Annotated in this window: 18 protein-coding genes; 16 read left to right on the top strand and 2 right to left on the bottom strand. The window is 39.5% G+C overall.

The genetic code is table 11. The features are described 5' to 3' along the window. The first annotated feature begins 62 nt into the window (after positions 1 to 62). From ACFS5O_RS03325 to ACFS5O_RS03300, 6 genes are all read left to right on the top strand, one after another. Positions 63 to 482: a VOC family protein gene (locus ACFS5O_RS03325; protein ID WP_153238175.1), complete on the top strand. Its 420-nt coding sequence runs from the start codon at positions 63 to 65 to the stop codon at positions 480 to 482. Positions 483 to 724: 242 nt separating this feature from the next. Beyond that, positions 725 to 1,897, top strand: coding sequence for an MFS transporter (locus ACFS5O_RS03320; protein WP_205724400.1), 1,173 nt, complete (start codon positions 725 to 727; stop codon positions 1,895 to 1,897). 90 nt (positions 1,898 to 1,987) lie between these two features. Next, positions 1,988 to 2,218: an excisionase family DNA-binding protein gene (locus ACFS5O_RS03315; protein ID WP_066390944.1), complete on the top strand. Its 231-nt coding sequence runs from the start codon at positions 1,988 to 1,990 to the stop codon at positions 2,216 to 2,218. A 41-nt stretch (positions 2,219 to 2,259) separates the two neighbouring features. Continuing rightward, positions 2,260 to 3,093 carry an STAS domain-containing protein gene (locus ACFS5O_RS03310; RefSeq protein WP_205724401.1) on the top strand — a complete coding sequence of 278 codons (834 nt, stop codon included), beginning with the start codon at positions 2,260 to 2,262 and terminating at the stop codon, positions 3,091 to 3,093. Positions 3,094 to 3,211: 118 nt separating this feature from the next. After that, positions 3,212 to 4,552 carry an FAD-binding oxidoreductase gene (locus ACFS5O_RS03305; RefSeq protein WP_205724402.1) on the top strand — a complete coding sequence of 447 codons (1,341 nt, stop codon included), beginning with the start codon at positions 3,212 to 3,214 and terminating at the stop codon, positions 4,550 to 4,552. 45 nt (positions 4,553 to 4,597) lie between these two features. Further along, the gene (locus tag ACFS5O_RS03300; RefSeq protein WP_205724403.1) at positions 4,598 to 5,122 is read left to right on the top strand and encodes a M15 family metallopeptidase; all 525 of its coding nucleotides are present in this window, start codon (positions 4,598 to 4,600) and stop codon (positions 5,120 to 5,122) included. 220 nt (positions 5,123 to 5,342) lie between these two features. On the opposite strand, the gene ACFS5O_RS03295 is transcribed toward ACFS5O_RS03300, so the two are convergent. Further along, positions 5,343 to 7,004 (bottom strand): glutamine--tRNA ligase/YqeY domain fusion protein, encoded by a 1,662-nt coding sequence (locus ACFS5O_RS03295; protein WP_205724404.1) that lies wholly within the window; start codon positions 7,002 to 7,004, stop codon positions 5,343 to 5,345. 127 nt (positions 7,005 to 7,131) lie between these two features. Here ACFS5O_RS03295 and ACFS5O_RS03290 point away from each other — a divergent pair, with 127 nt between their 5' ends. The 7 genes from ACFS5O_RS03290 (at position 7,132) to ACFS5O_RS03260 (ending at position 12,727) form a co-directional block, all read left to right on the top strand. Next, entirely contained in the window at positions 7,132 to 8,061 is a 930-nt protein-coding gene (locus ACFS5O_RS03290; protein WP_205724405.1) for a dipeptidase, read from the top strand. Between the two features lie 352 nt (positions 8,062 to 8,413). Next, entirely contained in the window at positions 8,414 to 9,097 is a 684-nt protein-coding gene (locus tag ACFS5O_RS03285) for an SIMPL domain-containing protein (protein ID WP_205724406.1), read from the top strand. 29 nt (positions 9,098 to 9,126) lie between these two features. Further along, on the top strand, positions 9,127 to 9,480 hold the full coding sequence (locus ACFS5O_RS03280; protein ID WP_318300061.1) for an ArsR/SmtB family transcription factor: 354 nt from the start codon (positions 9,127 to 9,129) through the stop codon (positions 9,478 to 9,480). A 23-nt stretch (positions 9,481 to 9,503) separates the two neighbouring features. Then, a complete protein-coding gene (locus tag ACFS5O_RS03275; protein ID WP_205724407.1) occupies positions 9,504 to 10,430 on the top strand; it encodes an ABC transporter ATP-binding protein in 927 nt (308 codons plus the stop codon). After that, positions 10,427 to 11,524 carry an ABC transporter permease gene (locus ACFS5O_RS03270; protein WP_205724408.1) on the top strand — a complete coding sequence of 366 codons (1,098 nt, stop codon included), beginning with the start codon at positions 10,427 to 10,429 and terminating at the stop codon, positions 11,522 to 11,524. The genes ACFS5O_RS03275 and ACFS5O_RS03270 overlap by 4 nt, the downstream gene beginning before the upstream one ends. A 25-nt stretch (positions 11,525 to 11,549) precedes the next feature. Next, positions 11,550 to 11,972 (top strand): DUF6526 family protein, encoded by a 423-nt coding sequence (locus ACFS5O_RS03265; RefSeq protein WP_205724409.1) that lies wholly within the window; start codon positions 11,550 to 11,552, stop codon positions 11,970 to 11,972. Positions 11,973 to 12,070: 98 nt separating this feature from the next. After that, positions 12,071 to 12,727 (top strand): hypothetical protein, encoded by a 657-nt coding sequence (locus ACFS5O_RS03260; protein WP_205724410.1) that lies wholly within the window; start codon positions 12,071 to 12,073, stop codon positions 12,725 to 12,727. A gap of 80 nt (positions 12,728 to 12,807) precedes the next feature. On the opposite strand, the gene ACFS5O_RS03255 is transcribed toward ACFS5O_RS03260, so the two are convergent. Then, entirely contained in the window at positions 12,808 to 13,770 is a 963-nt protein-coding gene (locus ACFS5O_RS03255; protein WP_205724411.1) for a LacI family DNA-binding transcriptional regulator, read from the bottom strand. A 391-nt stretch (positions 13,771 to 14,161) separates the two neighbouring features. Between ACFS5O_RS03255 and ACFS5O_RS03250 the strand changes: the two genes are divergently transcribed. The 3 genes from ACFS5O_RS03250 to ACFS5O_RS03240 all read left to right on the top strand — a co-directional run bounded on the left by ACFS5O_RS03250 (position 14,162) and on the right by ACFS5O_RS03240 (position 17,178). Beyond that, a complete protein-coding gene (locus tag ACFS5O_RS03250) occupies positions 14,162 to 14,923 on the top strand; it encodes a threonine/serine exporter family protein (protein WP_379838649.1) in 762 nt (253 codons plus the stop codon). A 15-nt stretch (positions 14,924 to 14,938) separates the two neighbouring features. Continuing rightward, on the top strand, positions 14,939 to 15,394 hold the full coding sequence (locus ACFS5O_RS03245; protein WP_066390979.1) for a threonine/serine exporter family protein: 456 nt from the start codon (positions 14,939 to 14,941) through the stop codon (positions 15,392 to 15,394). Between the two features lie 362 nt (positions 15,395 to 15,756). Next, positions 15,757 to 17,178 (top strand): alanine/glycine:cation symporter family protein, encoded by a 1,422-nt coding sequence (locus tag ACFS5O_RS03240; protein ID WP_205724498.1) that lies wholly within the window; start codon positions 15,757 to 15,759, stop codon positions 17,176 to 17,178. The last annotated feature ends 442 nt before the right edge of the window (positions 17,179 to 17,620 follow it).

Genomic DNA, 17,620 nt, shown 5'->3' with positions numbered 1-17,620 from the left:
GACTACCTTTTTGCTTATATTCCTACAACCCTCTATAATGCTAGTTAAATGAGGTGAACGTGATGAGACTAGACCATACCGGAATTGCAGTAAGACGAATAGACGAAGCAATCGAATTTTATACGAATGTACTAGGCGGAAAGCTGACTGAACGATATACGAGTGAGAAGCCTGGAGTAGAGACCCACATTGCCGTAATTGAGCTTGAAAACCAGGTGATTGAACTTCTTGAACCTACAAGTAAAACATCTCCCATCGAGCGGTTCATCCGACAGAAGGGAAAGGGTGTGCATCACCTGGCTTATGAAGTGGATGATCTTCTTCAAACGATTGATGACTTTGAAGCAAGAGGGTATACCTTTTTAAAAGATACGTATCGAACAAATCCTTTTGGAAGAAGATTAATTTATATGAACCCCGCGCATTCACAAGGGCAGATTATTGAATTGTGTGATTATCCGGACAAGAAGAAGGAGAGCTGACTTTAAGTTAGTTCTTTTTTTTGATTCTTCAAGTTTATATAACAAGAAATATTAAACTAGCTATTTACCATGAAAAACTTAGAAAGATTTTGAAAAGCTCAATCAAGATAATTCTACACTTAAAAGCTAAATCTTATTAAATCTTATTAACAAGGTGTATAATTTAAAAAGTTAATGTAAGGGGAGTCTGACTGAATTTTTCAGCAGACTTTTTTATTTATAGATGATAGGAGTTTTTATTTGTGAAGCACCGCAGATTGTTAGTCTACCTTGTTGCACTTGCTGCGTTTCTCGGTCCCTTTTCTCAAACAATTTACGTACCTCTTATTCCTGAGGTGACGAAAGAACTTCATACAACACCTTTCTTGGTTAACTTTTCGATCTCGATCTATACGATTTTCCTGGCTTTGATGCAGATGGTTTATGGACCACTTACGGATTCAATCGGACGGCGTAAAGTGATGCTATCAGGCATCCTGATCTATTTAGTGGCTACGATCGGATGTTATTTTTCTTCATCTATCGAATTTCTGTTAGTGTTTCGCTCTCTGCAAGCCATAGGAATTGCTGCCGGTTCAGTTGTAGCGGTAACGGTTATAGGTGATCTGTTTGAAGGAAAAGAGCGGATTCAACCTATGGGAACGTTTCAGATGATGGTATCACTAGGACCAGTTTTAGGTCCTGTAGTTGGTGGTTTTTTAAGTGCTTCATTTGATTTTCATATGATTTTTATTGCATTAATCTGTGTTGGATGTATCATCTTTGCAGGAAATTTCATCTTTCTGCACGAAACAAAACCTAGTACAACAAAAAAACAGAACTTCAGATTTAAAGATTTTCTTACGATTCTGCAAAACCGTATAGGGTACTCCGTAATCGGTTTAGGATTTATTCAATACTACGCACTGTATAACTTCTTAGTATTTCTACCCGCTATTATGACTGAAAGGTACTCATTGTCTGTAGAACAAAAGGGTTTGGTTTTCCTACCGCTATCACTAGGAATCGTAGTGGGAAGCTTTATTGGCGGCAAAATGAGAAGATATAATGAACGTAGAGTGATCGTATACTCCGCCTTTTTGAACGTCGTTTCTTTATTTTTGTTTATCCTAGTCTCGAACGTGTCGCTCATCTTATTGATTATTTCAATCTCATTCTTCGGTCTTTTCTTAGGGATGTCATTACCCGTTCAAACAGCTCTTCTTACACAAGAGTTTCAATCCAATCGCGCTACAGCAATCGGTACGTATAACTTTTTTAGGTACATGGGGATGTCGATTGGACCCCTGTTAGGCAGTTTCCTCTATCATCTTGGTAGTTACGGTTTGGTATATGGATTTATAGATGTAATCCTACTCCTTTTTGTCATTTTAATGAGAAAACATTTAATGCAAAATAAAAAATCCCTCAATTAGATTTTAGAAGCTATTATTTAGGGTATATTGAATCCATACCGTTCTTGCTGTAAGCTAAGATTAAACAAAAGTTAGACAGGATGTATGAGTATGTATCTTACTATAAAAGAAACGGCTGAATATTTATCGATGCCTGAAGCGGTAGTTGAAAGCTTAGTTCAGCAAAATAAAATCCGTACCATTTTTGACGGTGACCAGCATCTTATTAACAAGGAACAGTTCAATACTCATTTTGAACAGTTAGAAAAATATAAGAAGATGGTTGAGGAGTACTTGAGTGAACCTATCCCTGAAGACTGGGATGCTAAAGACGAAGATTAAAGTAATGATAAATTAGGGTAGATGGGGAGAGTGGAAAAGAGATGCATAGAGATAAGGCGCTGCATTCTTTTTTAATGGAGAAAACATGGCAGTTGACGGAAGATTGGTACCAATCCATTGATAAATCAAAGGCCACGGGGGTATACGCTTCCACAAATCCCAAGACGATCGAAACGCTAAAAAAACAAAATCACGAATTTCACGAACATTTTTGTGAGGTTTTTGTTACGGAAGAAAGTAAATTTCTAAAAGACTTCGAAAAATGGGTGTTAATGATTGCTCAAGACGATGAGCACTTGAACACACCTTTAACGGTCATCATGAAAGAATTCTTTAACGTACAAAAGCAATATTTAAATCTCATACAAGAATTCGTTAATCTTCATCAAGGTGAATATCCTCAAACGATCATCGATGCATGGAATGAAATTATTATTGATACGTTTAATAAAATTATGACGTGGTTTGTTGAAGAAAACCAAAAATATAGTGAGGAAAAACTAATCGCGCAGCAAGAGATGATCAACGAGCTAAGTTCACCTGTCATCGCCCTGAATAATCATATGGGACTTCTGCCATTAATCGGTGTGATTGACACACAAAGAGCCAAGTATATCGTTGAAAATACGCTCGAGCAGTGTACCGAAAAAGAGATCACACACCTTTTTATAGATCTCTCTGGTGTTTTAATTATTGATACGATGGTCGCTCAGCAGATTTTCTCTCTTATTGAAACGCTGGGTCTCATCGGAGTAAAGTCAACCTTGTCTGGCATTCGACCAGAAATTGCAATGACCGCTATTCAATTAGGATTATCCTTTGAGAAAGTTTCCATAAAGTCGAGCCTCTCTCAAGCAATCGGTTCACAACAATAAAAAATGTATGTATAAAGACCAGGTTACCCTGGTCTTTTATTTTTGTATATCAGAATTTGTCCATGCCACCTTCTCATAAACTTTAAATGTACATCATTTTCTAAAAAGGGTGTTGAGAATGGACATTTTCGAAGGTTTAACGGGGGAATTGATTTTACCTGACGATCCGCAATATGACGCTGCACGGCAAGAATGGAATAGAGCCATTCAAAAGTTTCCTAGTGTTATTGTCTATTGTTCTGAATATGAAGATGTAAGCCATGCTATTTTGTGGGCACAAAAATATGGTAAAGATATTCGAATCCGATCAGGTGGTCATCATTACGAAGGCTATTCGGCGGGTAATGGTGTATTGGTTATAGACATCAGTCGGTTAAATGATGTAACTGTTAATGAGGAAAATGGAACGGTTAAAGTTCAAGCAGGTATTCAAAACAAAGATCTCTATCAAGCGATAGGTTCTAGAGGATATCCATTTCCAGGAGGAACTTGCCCTACTGTAGGCGTAAGTGGCTTTGTGCTTGGTGCAGGATGGGGTTTCTCTAGCCGGTTATTCGGCTTGGGTTGTGACAGCTTGGTCGAACTGGAGTTGATCAACTACAAAGGTAAAGTTCTAAAAGTAAATGAAAGAGAAAATAGTGATCTGTTCTGGGCGTGCAAAGGTGCAGGAGGAGGAAACTTTGGAGTGGTCGTTTCTATGACGTTCAAACTGCCGCCCAAAGTAGAACAAGTGACACTGTTTGAACTATATAAGCCTGATGCCACAACAAAAGAGCTAGGCAAGTTTTTACGAATATGGCAGAAGTGGCTTATGAATTTAGATGATCGAATGTGTTTGAATGCCAGCATGTATAACGCTGTGAGTGAAGGACTTGCTATCTTTGGCAGGGGATTTTTTTATGGAAAAAAGGAAGAAGCATTGGAGCTACTAAACGTTTATAAAAAAATAAATGGATTTCAGATTTCCGCCAGATCTTTACCGTTTTTAGAAGCTGTTAAGGAAGTACAGTCTACTTATCCGCCTTATGAAAAGTTTAAATCGACCGGACGTTTCGTATACAAAGAATACGACCGAGAAGAAGTGGAAGCAATCGTGAATCTCGTAAAAAAACGTGCGGAAGGTTCAGTGTTTGCAGCACTTACCGTGTATGCAATGGGAGGCCAGATTCGAAATGTCAGCAAGTCAGAGTCTGCTTTTTACTATCGAAAAGCACGCTATATATTAGGCATACAATCCGTATGGGAGGATCCAGCCGTCGCAGAAGAAAATAGAAGATGGGTGGAAAAAAGGTTTAGATATTTGAAGACCATCACGAAAGGGTCATTTGTTAATTTTCCATACAGCGAACTGAAAGACTATGAAAAAGAGTACTTTGGCAGAAATGTTGAGAGGCTTCAACGAATCAATCAAAAATACGATCCTAAAAGAGTGTTTTCTTTTCCGCAATCCATTCGTTGATATAAACTGTAGGTAGAGTGCTGTTAGGCAAAGGAGTTTGTTTCATTGAAAATATTTAAAAGTATACTATTTCTCGCGGTCCTTGCATCTATCTTTTATCTGGTAACACTTGAATGGAAAAAGAGGAATACACCTCTACCTACAGAGTTGCATCCGATCGTGGCAGAGAATCGTGATCTTCTAATACAAAAAGCGTCTGAAAAAGGAATTAATATTGTAATAACCGATGATTTTCGATCCGCAGCAGAGCAAGATCGGCTGTATGAGCAAGGCCGTTCAAAAGAAGGAACCATCGTGACTCATGTGGAAGGTGGCGAATCTTATCATAACTACGGCTTAGCGATAGATTTTGCTCTTAAGTTAGATGATGGTTCTGTGGTCTGGGATCTTGAACGAGATGACAATGGGAATGGACAGTCGGATTGGATGGAAGTCGTTGCGATCGCCAAAAATTTGGGCTTTGAGTGGGGTGGAGATTGGAGTGGTTTTAAAGACTATCCGCACCTTGAGATGGATTTTGGATTGAGTATTCGGGAGTTGCAGTATGGGGAAAGACCTCCAAAAAATTAAGAGATTAATGAGCTTGCAATTAAGTAATTCGTAAGGTTATTTGTCGAAAAGCCTATAAAATAACTTAAAGGACTATAAACATTTTGTAACGGACGATAAAAATTTATGAAGGCTCATAAATGGAGTTGAAGGGCTTATAATTTCATTTTTAGGGTCTAAAAACATATCGCAACAAGAAAAAGAAGGGTCTCCACAGCTGGAACCCTTCTTTCATTATGATTTAAAGCTTAAACGAACTCTTCAATGAAACAATTTCGTTAAACACAATCTTTTCTTCTGATGTATGCTTCGGATCTACGTTAAAGTAGCCGTGACGGAAGAACTGGAACTTATCTTGAGGTTTTGCGTCCTTCATGTTTGCTTCAATAAATCCTTGTTTTACGATAAGTGAATCTTTGTTCACGTAGTCCAAGAAAGTCTTACCTTCACTATCTTCTTCTTTTTCCATATCTGCATCTGAGATAAGTGGCTCATAGATACGGAACTCTGCAGGCACGGCTTGTGTAGCTTCTACCCAGTGAAGTGTACCTTTTACTTTACGACCAGTAAAACCTGAGCCGGATTTCGTTTCCACATCGTACGTACAATGTAGTTCAACGACATTGCCGTTTTCATCTTTTATGAAGTCCTCGCATTTAATGAAGTAAGCGTGCTTTAAGCGTACTTCGTTGCCAGGGAAGAGACGGAAGTACTTTTTCGGAGGATCCTCCATAAAGTCTTCACGCTCGATATAGATTTCACGCGAGAACGGAATCTGACGTGAACCCATTTCAGGATTCTCTGGATTGATCTCTGCATCTAACATCTCAACCTGTCCTTCAGGGTAGTTTGTGATTACCACTTTTAATGGATCCACAATACCCATCGTACGAGGTGCTTTTACCTTAAGGTCTTCACGGATAAAGTGCTCAAGCATCGCTGTGTCCGTTACACCAGAACCTTTAGAAACACCAGCTGCTTTTACAAACTCAACGATTGACTCAGGCGTGTAGCCTTTACGGCGTAGTCCTGAGATTGTCGGCATGCGCGGATCGTCCCATCCGTCCACATAGCCTTCGTCTACTAATTGCTTCAGCTTACGTTTACTCATTACCGTATTCGTCAATCCTAGGCGGCCGAATTCGATCTGCTGAGGTTGACTTTCCATCTCACACTCTTCCACAACCCAGTTGTAAAGAGGGCGTTGGTCTTCAAATTCTGTTGTACAAAGCGAATGTGTAACGCCTTCAATCGCATCCTCAATCGGATGAGCGAATGCATACATCGGATAGATGCACCACGTATCACCCGTATTATGATGAGTAGCGTGAGAGACACGATAGATGACAGGGTCACGTAAGTTAATGTTAGGTGAACTCATGTCGATTTTTGCCCGAAGTACTTTTTGACCGTTCTCGAACTCGCCTTTACGCATGCGATCGAATAGATCTAAGTTCTCTTCAACAGAACGGTTGCGATAAGGGCTTTCTTTACCGGGCTCTGTCAACGTTCCGCGGTACTCGCGAATCTCATCAGCTGTTAGGTCATCCACATACGCTTTTCCTTTTTTAATTAAAAGAACAGCACGATCGTACATTTCTTCAAAGTAATCGGAAGCATAGCGAAGGTTTTCCCATTCAAACCCTAACCACTCGACGTCTTGCTTAATCGCATCAACGTATTCTTGATCTTCCTTCAATGGGTTGGTATCATCGAAGCGCAGATTGGTTTCTCCGCCAAACTCGTCTGCCAGTCCGAAATTGATTACAATTGATTTTGCATGTCCAATATGAAGATATCCGTTTGGTTCTGGTGGAAATCGTGTAACGATTTTCTTGTGTTTTCCGGATTCCAGATCGTTTTGGATGATTGTTTTAATAAAATTTGAAGAACTATTCTCCATCCCGTATCAAGCCTTTCCTTATATGTAAACTAAGATATACTTTACATTATAACAAAAATAAATTTCAACTAAACGTATTCTTTTATAGGTAAAGGCATTATTAACAAAAAGAAATGGTGGGATCAGCATGAATGTCATAGATTTGCACTGCGATGCATTATTAAAACTTTGGGAAATGGGTGGCAGGCTGCGTTATGCAGATGCGCCACAGCTGGCTACTAATAAGAAACGACTGCAAAAAGGAAAAGTGAACGTGCAGTTCTTTGCGATTTTTATAGAGCCCTTTATTCCTAGTGATCAAAAATTCCAATCTGCTCTTCAGCAAGTGGACTATTTCTATAAAGAGGTTATTGGTAAAAATCCAGAAATGAAGCATTTGAAGAACTGGCACGACTTTCAAACATTGCAGGATGGAGAAATTGGAGCAGTGCTTACGCTTGAAGGAGTGGATGCAATTGGTGATGATCTTACGAAGTTAAGCATCCTGCATCAACTCGGTGTTCTCTTGATTGGCTTAACTTGGAATCATGCGAATCTTGCAGCAGACGGTGCACAGGAACCGCGGGGCGCAGGATTGACGGTGTTTGGTAAAGAGGTTGTGGCGTTCAATAATAAAAATAAAATTTTAACCGATGTGTCTCATTTATGTGATCGTGCTTTTTGGGATGTGATGGAGATTGCCGATTATCCGCTTGCGAGTCATTCTAATTCACGCGTACTGTGTGACCATCCACGTAACTTAACGGATGAAATGGCAAACGCGATGTTTAGTAAAGGCGGAGTCGTGCATGTAGTGTATAACCCGCCATTTACGACGAATGAGGGTTCAGCGAGTATTGGTGACTTAATTAAGCACATCGACCATTTTTGTGGACTTGGCGGAGTGAAACAAATCGGGCTCGGATCTGATTTTGACGGCATCTCGCAGCTTATTACGAATTTAGAAGATGCCTCGATGACTCAAAACTTAATGAATGAGCTATTGAAACATTATTCCGAAGAAGAAGTCCGAGGATTTGCTTCTCAGAACTTCATGAATTTTATTTCTAAAATATGATTTGAAAGGAAGGGCTGGCACTCTAGATGAACAAATATGTTTATCTAGGATGTCAGTTTTTTTCTGTGGAGAAGGATAGTAGTTTTAGCTGCGAACGAGCGTAATTGTCGCGAACGATCATAAAATTCTATAAGCGAGCATAAATTTTCGGGAACGAGCATAAATTTTCACGAACGATCATAAAACCACGTGAACGAGCATAACCGTCCCGTGAACGATCATAAAACCACACGACCGAGCATAAGTCTTCTTGACCTAGGGAAACTCCACAAATCCCCTCTTCATATGTTCTTCTTTTATCATACACACTCTCATAGGTTATAAAGAATAACTAGGCGGAAGGAGTCTGTTTATGTATTACAACCATCCAGGTTTTCAAAATGCAGGCATGAGGCAGCAAGATGACCTCACAACAATGAATCGCTTAATTGTGACAGGTGAAGGTTCTGTTTCTGCTGTTCCGGATCGGGCTCTTCTTACAATAGGAGTCATTACAGAAAACCCAAATTTAAGTGTGGCTCAAAAAGAGAATGCTGATAAAACGGCTTCTGTTATACAAACCCTTGTGTCATTAGGTATTCCTCAAAGCGATATTCAAACATCTAGTTTTCGAATTGAACCTCAATATAACTATGAGAATGGACAGCAGCAATTTAGAGCATATCGTGTAGAGCACCAGTTACAGGTAATGCTAAAAGATGTTCGGCAAACAGGGCAGGCAATCGATCAAGCAGTAGCGAACGGAGCTAACTCTGTATCTTCCATTCAATTCACCGTTTCAAACCCAGATGCTTTTTATAATCAAGCATTGTCACTAGCTATTCAGAATGCTCAGCAAAAAGCTATTTCTATGGCAAGGGCAATACAAGTTATGCTGCAACCAGTGCCCATTACCATTCAAGAAACATCTCAACAGCTGCCTCCTAGACCTGTTCCTTTTCAGGCTGTTATGTATGCACAAAGTGCCGAAACACCTATACAGCCAGGCGAGAATAAGATTACAGCCTCTGTGAAAATTCAGTATACGTTTAGTTAGAAAGGAAAGGTGTAAATTGACAGTCTGATATGTTGCGCATTATACTTAACCAAATGGTTAAATATAATGCAGAACACTTAAATAATGTATTTTCAGTTCTATCTGACCCGACTCGGCGTACGATCATCGAGCAGCTTTCAAAAGGAGAAAGGAGTGTACAAGAGTTAGCAGAGCCTTTTGATATGTCGCTTCCTGCGATCTCAAAGCATCTAAAAGTTTTAGAGAATGCAGGTCTTGTAACGCACCGAAAAGAGGGTCGCTTTCGCTATTACGCGATAGAACCGAATTCAATGGATGAGGCATGTGAATGGATCTCTACGCTTAAAGAGCTATGGACAAAATTTGAAGGTATGTTTTGCTGCAGCAAACAAAAGAAGCAGTAAAATGTATGCTTGGAGAGTGAACAATGGAAACGCAGCAAGAAATAATAAAGGTGCAGAAACTTGTGAAACGTTATGGAGATTTCACTGCCGTGGATGGAAGTGAGTTCTCTGTACATAATGGCGAGGTGTTTGGTCTGCTCGGCCCTAACGGAGCAGGGAAGACGACAACACTTGAGATGTTGGTTGGTCTTCGTAAGCCAGATGAAGGAACGGCGATCGTCGGTGGATTTGATATTACAAAAGAGCTTGATAAAGTAAAAGAAGTAATCGGTGTACAGCTTCAATCTACTACTCTTTTTGAGCTCTTGACCGTAGACGAGATCCTTCATCTTTATGGCAGTTTTTACCGAGAACATATTTCAATTCCTGAATTAATTGATGACATGCTTTTAACAGAGAAAAAGAATAGTAGAATTAAAGGTTTGTCTGGTGGTCAAAAGCAGAGACTTGCGATTGCACTTGCACTCGTGCATGATCCGCAGATTATTTTCTTGGACGAACCCACGACTGGACTCGATCCACAAGCACGCCGTACGTTATGGGACATTATTTTACGTTTGAAGGAACGGGGCAAAACGGTTGTACTGACGACTCATTACATGGATGAAGCACACGTGTTATGCGATCGTATCGCAATCATGGACCAAGGGAAGCTAATTGCTCTAGATACACCTAGTGAACTTGTGAGAAATCTTCAGTCGGATAGTGCGGTTGAATTTAAGTTTAATGATGAAGTAGATCTTGCGTTAGCAGAGATCGATGGAGTGAAACAAGTGGGCAGTCAGAAAGATGTACACGTTCTCTATACAGATGATCTACAGAGGACCTTAACGAGTTTAATCGCTATCGCTTCTGAAAAACAGCTGAAGCTTGTCGATCTACAAACGAGAACGGCAACACTTGAAGATGTGTTTATCCACATGACAGGAAGAAGGTTAAGAGAAGGATGAGATCATACTATCTATTAACACTCGCTCAGCTTCGGATCTTCCTTAGAAACCGGCAAGTACTGTTCTGGACCCTTGCATTTCCTATCGTTCTGATGGTCATGTTAGGTTCATTCTTAGGAAACGGTAATGGCGTATCCATTACGGCAGCTGTTGTTGATCAGGATAAGAGTGAACAGTCAAAGAACTTAGTGAAAGAAATGGAAAAAAACGAAGCGGTATCCCTTGAAAAAAGTTCAAACGAAAAAGATGTGTTAGATCAGTTGAAACAAGGTGACCTAACGCTCGTTATTACGATCCCAAAAGGCTATGGTGAAAATCTTGCTGCTGGAAACAGAGCAGATCCTTTTAAACTGCCTGTTTATTATAATGAAACGAACATGGCAATGTCCCAAGTCGGACTTCAGCTTGTCGATAATGCAGTTGACACGATCAGTAAAAAATCAGTGAGCTATGAGCCTGTTGTTATTACAGAATCAAAAGGGGTAGAAGCGCTTAACCTTCGTTACATCGACTTCCTCGTCCCCGGAATCGTGGCGATGATGATCATGAGCAATAACATGAACGGAGTGGCAGGCCAGATATCATCATGGCGTGAACGTGGAATCTTACGTCGTATGCAAGGAACAACACTTAAAGCATCTACATTCATTGCAGCACAAATTACAGCTCGTTTTATGCTGAACGGTTTGCAAGCGATGATTGTATTAGCTGTCGCTTGGGCTGCGTTCGGCATTGAAGTGAGAGGGTCATGGTTAACCGTGATTGCGTTTGTCACGCTTGGGACGTTAGCCTTTATGGCAATCGGCTTCATTATCGCAGGTATTGCCAAGACTCCTGAGAGTGCTGGACCGATTGCTGGTTTTCTATCGTTTCCGATGCTTTTCTTAGGAGGCGTGTTCTTTCCGATACGAGATATGCCTGAGTTTTTACAGCCGTTCGTACAAATTTTACCGATCGCTCACTTAAGCCATGCTCTTCGTGAGACGATGAACGTAGGTGCCTCGTTTTTAGATCTCGGCATGGAGGCAATGATTCTCGGTGGTTGGTTGATCGGAGCGTTCATTGTAGCGAGTTTCACATTTAAGTGGGAATAGATTAAGGGAGGAAAGAGGAGAACAAATGAATACACAAAATTATAAAAACCATGCAAGGATGCACCCCATCTACCATTATGTACTTTCTTTACTTGTTCTTGGAGGGCTAATTGCAAGCATTGTTTATCTGGTTAAAGCAGAAGATAAGTTACTAGGCGTGATATTAATCGTGATGTCTCTTAGTCTGTTAGTGACGTTTGCTTTACTTCGCATGTACCCATTGAAAGCTCAAGATCGAGCGATCCGTGCAGAAGAGAACTTACGCTATTATGTTTTAACAGGAAAGTTGCTGGATGGAAGACTTACAGCAGGGCAGATCGTAGCCCTTCGATTCGCACCAGATGAGGAACTTCCACTTTTGGCAGAGAAAGCAGCAACTGAGAACATGAAACCAAAGGAAATTAAACAAGCGATTAAGAACTGGAAAGCAGATCATTATAGAATCTAGTAGAAAAACCTGCAGAAGTTATCCAACTTCTGCAGGTTTTTCTCTTTGTTAATCGTATAGGTTAGAGTGGGAATTTGATTATGAAAGGATGTTAAGAATTGTCTAAGAAAAGAAAACTAGTTATAGATGAAGATCCAATTATTTATAGAGTGACAGGATACCTACCCCTAATAGTACTATTAATCGGTTGGATCTTTTTTTTATTATATAAAAGTGAATCAATAGAATATGCAATAAAACAATCTCTTATTTGGAAACCGGCACTCACTTCCATGTTTCTCTTTCTTCAAATAACTGGAATAGCCTTATCGCTGTTTTTTATTCTCATGTTAGTAATGAAGAGCAGGAAAATGCTTTACATGAGTCCCATTCCATTCTCCGCATTAATCATTATTTTATTAACTTTTCCAAGTCTTCTGCACTCAGCAGTTATTTACCGTTTTATTATGTCTGGAACGAGTGTATTCATAATGATGATATCCATGTTCTGTCCAATTCTACTTATCTATCTCTACGTGAAACGATCAGAAGGAATTTGGTTACTATTTGGCGCAATCATGGGGATAATCATTATTATTCTCCCTTTTATGTTAAGTGGTACATTAGATAAAAATATGCCCGGATATAGACCTTATAAAAATCTTTTAGCCTCTAATCTTTTGTTTTATTTTAGTTTTTTAATTGCTTTTTTTGTTATAAAGGAGTATGTCAATACAATGAAAGTAAAAAAGAATAGTAAAGTAAATAGCTTATAATACTAACTTTTAAAAGGTTTTTAAGCGTTACTCAATGGTAATAGAAAAATAAAAGCATGGAGGATAATTCCCCCATGCTTTTAAACCGTCTTTCTCTCAATCAATCGTACGTGAACCTCTTCATGTGAAACGTCCTGGCCGTTCAATGCTTGCTGAAAAAGTTTTTTGCCAACTTCAACAAAAGGTATTTCAAGTGTTGTAAGATGCATGACTTTTGAGATGGGTTGATTATCAAAGCTCATGATCGCGAGGTCGTTTGGAACGGCTAGGCCATTTTCTCTGCAACCCATTAGGATGCCGGCGGCTACTTGATCATTCGTGACAAGTAGAGCGGTAGGACAATTTTTCATGTTCAATAGATATTCTGCCACGCTAACACCATCTTCCACATCATAACGATTAGTGAAGATGTAACTTGGTTCGTAGGGTAAGGCGAATCTTGTTAAGAAATCTTTATACGCAGCATCTCGCTGGCTGCTGTTTACACCTGTCTGCCTTCCAATCGTATAGCCAATTTGTTGATGTCCTTTTTCATATAAATAATCAAGAGCCCTGGTAAATGTTTTATAGTGATCAATAAACGTAGAGGAAATCTTATCGTTTCTTGAATCTTCACAAAGGACGATAGGTCCATAATGTCTGTAACTCTCAATAACGCCCCATGCACAGATCCTCGAACAGATGATCAGCGCATCAATCTGCTTATCTTCAAGCATCTTCAAAGCTTCCATTTCTTTTGTTTCTTTATAGTTCGTTTGTATAAGGACAAGCTTATAGTTATGTTCTAATGCGGCATGTGCGATTCCATCGATTAATAGACCGAAGTAAGGATGATTAGAGAAAGGAACAACTATACCAATCAGATGCGTTTTACCTTTGCTTAAGTGAACGGCGTTAATGTTACGGTGATAGTTAAATTTTTTCATAGCAGCCTTAACTGCTGATACTTTTTCCTCGCTAACATATGGATGGTTGTTGATTACACGGGAGACTGTTGTAACAGAAACACCGGCCAACTTCGCGATATCTCTAATATTGGTCATGCCTTCACCTTTTCTTCAAAAGTTTTTCTTGCTCTGAAACGCGTTTCATACCATACCCTTTGCATATACACAAAAGGAGGTATGCCTTGTGGTGATTTTAACCGGCATCGTTAGTCTAATTTTCATGTGCGTCTCTATCCTATACCTATCTTCGTTTACCATTTCACTTCAGGAAAAAAGCGGGCGTTCCAAAAAGAAAAAGGATGATAAGGATCACTTTCGTTATTTATTTGATGTATATGGTGACTAACTTATGAACTTATTGTAGTAACATCTGTAAACTTGTTCAACTCCATTGCCGAACTCAGTCACAATCAGTTAAACTGAAAAAATATTAACGCTCTACTTTTGGGTAGAATGATGGTAAGTAATATATTGGAGAGTATGCTTAATGGAAATGGCGAAACAAGAAACCTACGATATCATGGCAGTCTGTTTATTAGCAGGCAAGATTATGTTACAAAGCGGAGCAGAAACGTACCGTGTAGAGGATACGATGATGCGTATCGCTTCTTCTTTTGGTGCTTATCAGTCGCATCCTTATGTAACACCAACTGGCATTCTTTTTTCTGTAGAAGGCAACGAGCCAACGAAGACAAAGTTGATTCGAATTGTCGAACGAACCACAGATCTAGAAAAGGTTGCTCAAGTAAATGGTATATCGCGTAGAATCAGTGCTGGTGAATTTACGATTGAAGAAGCATATAAAGAGTTAAAAAAAATTGGTGAATCAGGTTCCCCTTATTCTTTATGGATTCATGTTTTAGCAGCAGCCGTCTCTTCAGGCTGTTTCTTGATTATGTTTCAAGGAGAATGGAGGGACTTTTTTCCGGCATTTATTACAGGTGGACTAGGGTTCTTGTCGCTGTTATATTTTCACCAACTTGTCCCGATAAAATTTTTCTCAGAGTTCTCTGCATCTCTGTTAATTGGATTACAAGCTCTCTTCTTTGTTTCCACAGGCATAGGCGGTGAGCTGGACAAGATTATTATTGGCTCCGTCATGCCTTTAGTACCCGGGTTGCTCATTACGAATGCTGTTCGTGATCTGATGGCAGGACATCTTATTTCCGGACTAGCTAAAGGCGCAGATGCCTTTTTAACAGCATTTGCAATAGGTGCAGGAATTGCTGTGATTTTTTCATTTTTTTAAGAAGGAGCGTTCACGATGACAATTGTTGAACAGATCATTACAAGCTTTATAGCGTCAGCAGCGTTTGTTATCATTTTTAACGGTCCGAAACGCTCTCTTTTCCACTGCGGTCTAGTAGGAATGATCGGTTGGATGTTCTACTTCTTATTAGAAACAAATGGTGTAGACATGGTGTTAGCAACGGTTATCGCATCGTTTACAATTGCTATCGCTTCGCAATACTTTGCCAAAAAGTATAAGACACCCGTCATTATCTATAGTGTAGCTGGCATTATTCCGTTAGTACCTGGTGGTATTGCCTACAATGCAATGAGAAGCTTCGTTGAGAATGATTATAATCTTGCTATTAATTTAGCGGCTAAAGCCTTTATGATCTCAGGATCTATAGCGATTGGTCTTGTTTTCTCTGAAGTTATCAACCAGATTATTCGAAAATCAAAGCTCAAGACGATTGTAAACAAAACGCACTAAACAAGATAGGCAGTTTTTTAAACCATCTGGTAATCAGGTGGTTTTTTTAATGCACAGCTTTTCATACTAATATTCTACTAATTTTTTAAGGGTTTTTGAGATTTAACTAGGAACTGTACACGACAAAAGATACAAATGTCCATACTGGAAAGAATTTTATCTTGTTTTCTTACCTTGACTAACTTCATAATAAGGAAAAACCGTAAAAAATCTTGGCGTTTCTAGTCACAATTTGTAATCATATATCATTTATCTTATAATTACAAATAGAGAAAATTTTCAGTCAAATACAAGGGGGTAAAGTTTTGAACAGCTTTGAAACGTTTGTAGGAGATGCAGTGGCGATTCTTTGGAGTCAGCCGATGATTTACTTTTGTTTAGGTGTAGGGCTATTATTTTCAATTTTAACGAGATTTTTGCAAGTTCGTCATTTTAAAGAAATGATCAAGCTCATGTTAGAAGGAAAAAGTTCTAAAGCAGGGGTTTCTTCTTTCCAAGCTTTGGCGATCGCTTTATCTGGGCGTGTAGGAACAGGTAACATCGCAGGAACAGCAACTGCTATCGGATTTGGTGGCCCTGGTGCGGTTTTCTGGATGTGGATGATTGCGTTTATCGGTGCTTCAAGTGCTTTTGTTGAATCAGCACTTGCTCAAGTTTATAAAGTGAAACAGGACGGGGAATACCGTGGTGGTCCCGCCTATTACATCGAAAAAGGTATCGGGTGGAAATGGTATGGAATCACTTTTGCTGTAGCTGCTCTAGCAGCTATGTCATTACTTATGCCAGGCGTGCAATCTAACTCAATTGCAGAAGGACTTGATAATGCTTTTAACATCAATCCGTCTGTAACGGGTATTTTCTTAGTTGTGATATTAGCCGCAATTATTTTTGGTGGTGTTAAAAGGATTGCCAATGTTGCACAGTACGTTGTTCCGTTTATGGCAATTGGGTATGTACTTGTTTCATTAATCATTGTTGCTTTTCATATCCCTCAGATTCCTGAAGTGCTTTCATTGATCTTTAGAAGTGCCTTCTCTTTTGATTCTGCATTTGGAGGTATTGTTGGATCTGCTATCATGTGGGGCGTTAAGCGTGGGATCTATTCGAATGAAGCGGGTCAAGGTACTGGGGCTCACCCGGCAGCTGCTGCGGAAGTATCGCATCCTGCTAAACAAGGACTTGTACAAGCTTTCTCAGTATATATTGATACATGGCTTGTATGTACGGCAACCGCGTTTATGATTCTTTTTACAGGCATGTATAATGTTCAAAATGAAGCAGACAAGACGTTTATCGTTGAGAACATTCCTAACGTAGAAGCAGGTACTGCTTTCACACAAGAGGCTATTGAATCTGTACTACCAGGATTCGGGTCTGGGTTTGTTGCTGTATCCCTATTTTTCTTTGCATTTACAACGATTATGGCGTACTACTATATCGCAGAAACAAATATCGCATACCTCATGAGAGGGCGTAATAACAAAATACCAATGTTCTTGCTTAAGATTGTTTTGTTGGGAACGACGTATTATGGCGCGGTAAAAACGGCCGATATCGCTTGGGCTTTAGGAGATTTAGGTCTAGGAATCATGGTGTGGCTCAACTTAATCGCTATCCTCATACTAGCAAAGCCTGCACTCCGTGTTTTAAAAGATTACGAGGAACAAAAGAAAGCGGGGCTTGATCCTGTCTTTGATTCCAGAAAACTTGGCATCAAGAATGCTGAGTATTGGGAAGGCGGATACCAAGAGGACAGAGGAAATACAGAAGAAAAAGTATCTTAATGATTGATTTTGAACAGGCTGTTTTTAACAGCCTGTTTTTTTATGTGGTTTAAATAAGAGGCATTACAGGAATTCTTATTAAAAAGATGTTTTCGTATCCATTGAGGCTATATGAAAGTAGTTGTTTTCCGCTCCAGGTAGCTCGCTTTCCATGGGGCGAACGGTGAGCCTCCTGCCGCTCTGCGCCATTAGGAGTCTCCACCTGCCCGCTCGTCCCATAGGAGTCTCGCCACCTTGCGCTTCAATCAACTTTCAAAGTAAGAAAAAAAGAAAAAATCCAAAAGCAACATTCTTATTGAAATTACCTATTAAAAGCATGTTTCAAAATAATATCGCTCTCAGAAAATAGTTGATGTTAAGTGCAGAAGTTTAGAAGTTTTCTTATTGAGGCTTAGTGTGAGCTTCCTTACCCAATTAACTATTATAGTGGGCACGCAGTTTA

It is taken from the genome of Fictibacillus nanhaiensis (genome assembly GCF_042686385.1).
Classification (GTDB): Bacteria; Bacillota; Bacilli; order Bacillales; family Fictibacillaceae; genus Fictibacillus; species Fictibacillus nanhaiensis.
The sequence above is the reverse complement of the archived record's forward strand: the minus strand, read 5'-3'. Positions and strand labels throughout refer to the sequence as shown.

Bases quoted from the DNA above. Each gene is read 5' to 3' on its own strand.
- ACFS5O_RS03325 (WP_153238175.1), top strand. From the start codon at position 63: ATGAGACTAGACCATACCGGAATTGCAGTAAGACGAATAGACGAAGCA.
- ACFS5O_RS03315 (WP_066390944.1), top strand. From the start codon at position 1,988: ATGTATCTTACTATAAAAGAAACGGCTGAATATTTATCGATGCCTGAA.
- ACFS5O_RS03310 (WP_205724401.1), top strand. From the start codon at position 2,260: ATGCATAGAGATAAGGCGCTGCATTCTTTTTTAATGGAGAAAACATGG.
- ACFS5O_RS03305 (WP_205724402.1), top strand. From the start codon at position 3,212: ATGGACATTTTCGAAGGTTTAACGGGGGAATTGATTTTACCTGACGAT.
- ACFS5O_RS03295 (WP_205724404.1), bottom strand. From the start codon at position 7,004: ATGGAGAATAGTTCTTCAAATTTTATTAAAACAATCATCCAAAACGAT.
- ACFS5O_RS03290 (WP_205724405.1), top strand. From the start codon at position 7,132: ATGAATGTCATAGATTTGCACTGCGATGCATTATTAAAACTTTGGGAA.
- ACFS5O_RS03285 (WP_205724406.1), top strand. From the start codon at position 8,414: ATGTATTACAACCATCCAGGTTTTCAAAATGCAGGCATGAGGCAGCAA.
- ACFS5O_RS03280 (WP_318300061.1), top strand. From the start codon at position 9,127: ATGTTGCGCATTATACTTAACCAAATGGTTAAATATAATGCAGAACAC.
- ACFS5O_RS03275 (WP_205724407.1), top strand. From the start codon at position 9,504: ATGGAAACGCAGCAAGAAATAATAAAGGTGCAGAAACTTGTGAAACGT.
- ACFS5O_RS03270 (WP_205724408.1), top strand. From the start codon at position 10,427: ATGAGATCATACTATCTATTAACACTCGCTCAGCTTCGGATCTTCCTT.
- ACFS5O_RS03265 (WP_205724409.1), top strand. From the start codon at position 11,550: ATGAATACACAAAATTATAAAAACCATGCAAGGATGCACCCCATCTAC.
- ACFS5O_RS03255 (WP_205724411.1), bottom strand. From the start codon at position 13,770: ATGACCAATATTAGAGATATCGCGAAGTTGGCCGGTGTTTCTGTTACA.
- ACFS5O_RS03250 (WP_379838649.1), top strand. From the start codon at position 14,162: ATGGAAATGGCGAAACAAGAAACCTACGATATCATGGCAGTCTGTTTA.
- ACFS5O_RS03245 (WP_066390979.1), top strand. From the start codon at position 14,939: ATGACAATTGTTGAACAGATCATTACAAGCTTTATAGCGTCAGCAGCG.
- ACFS5O_RS03240 (WP_205724498.1), top strand. From the start codon at position 15,757: ATGATTTACTTTTGTTTAGGTGTAGGGCTATTATTTTCAATTTTAACG.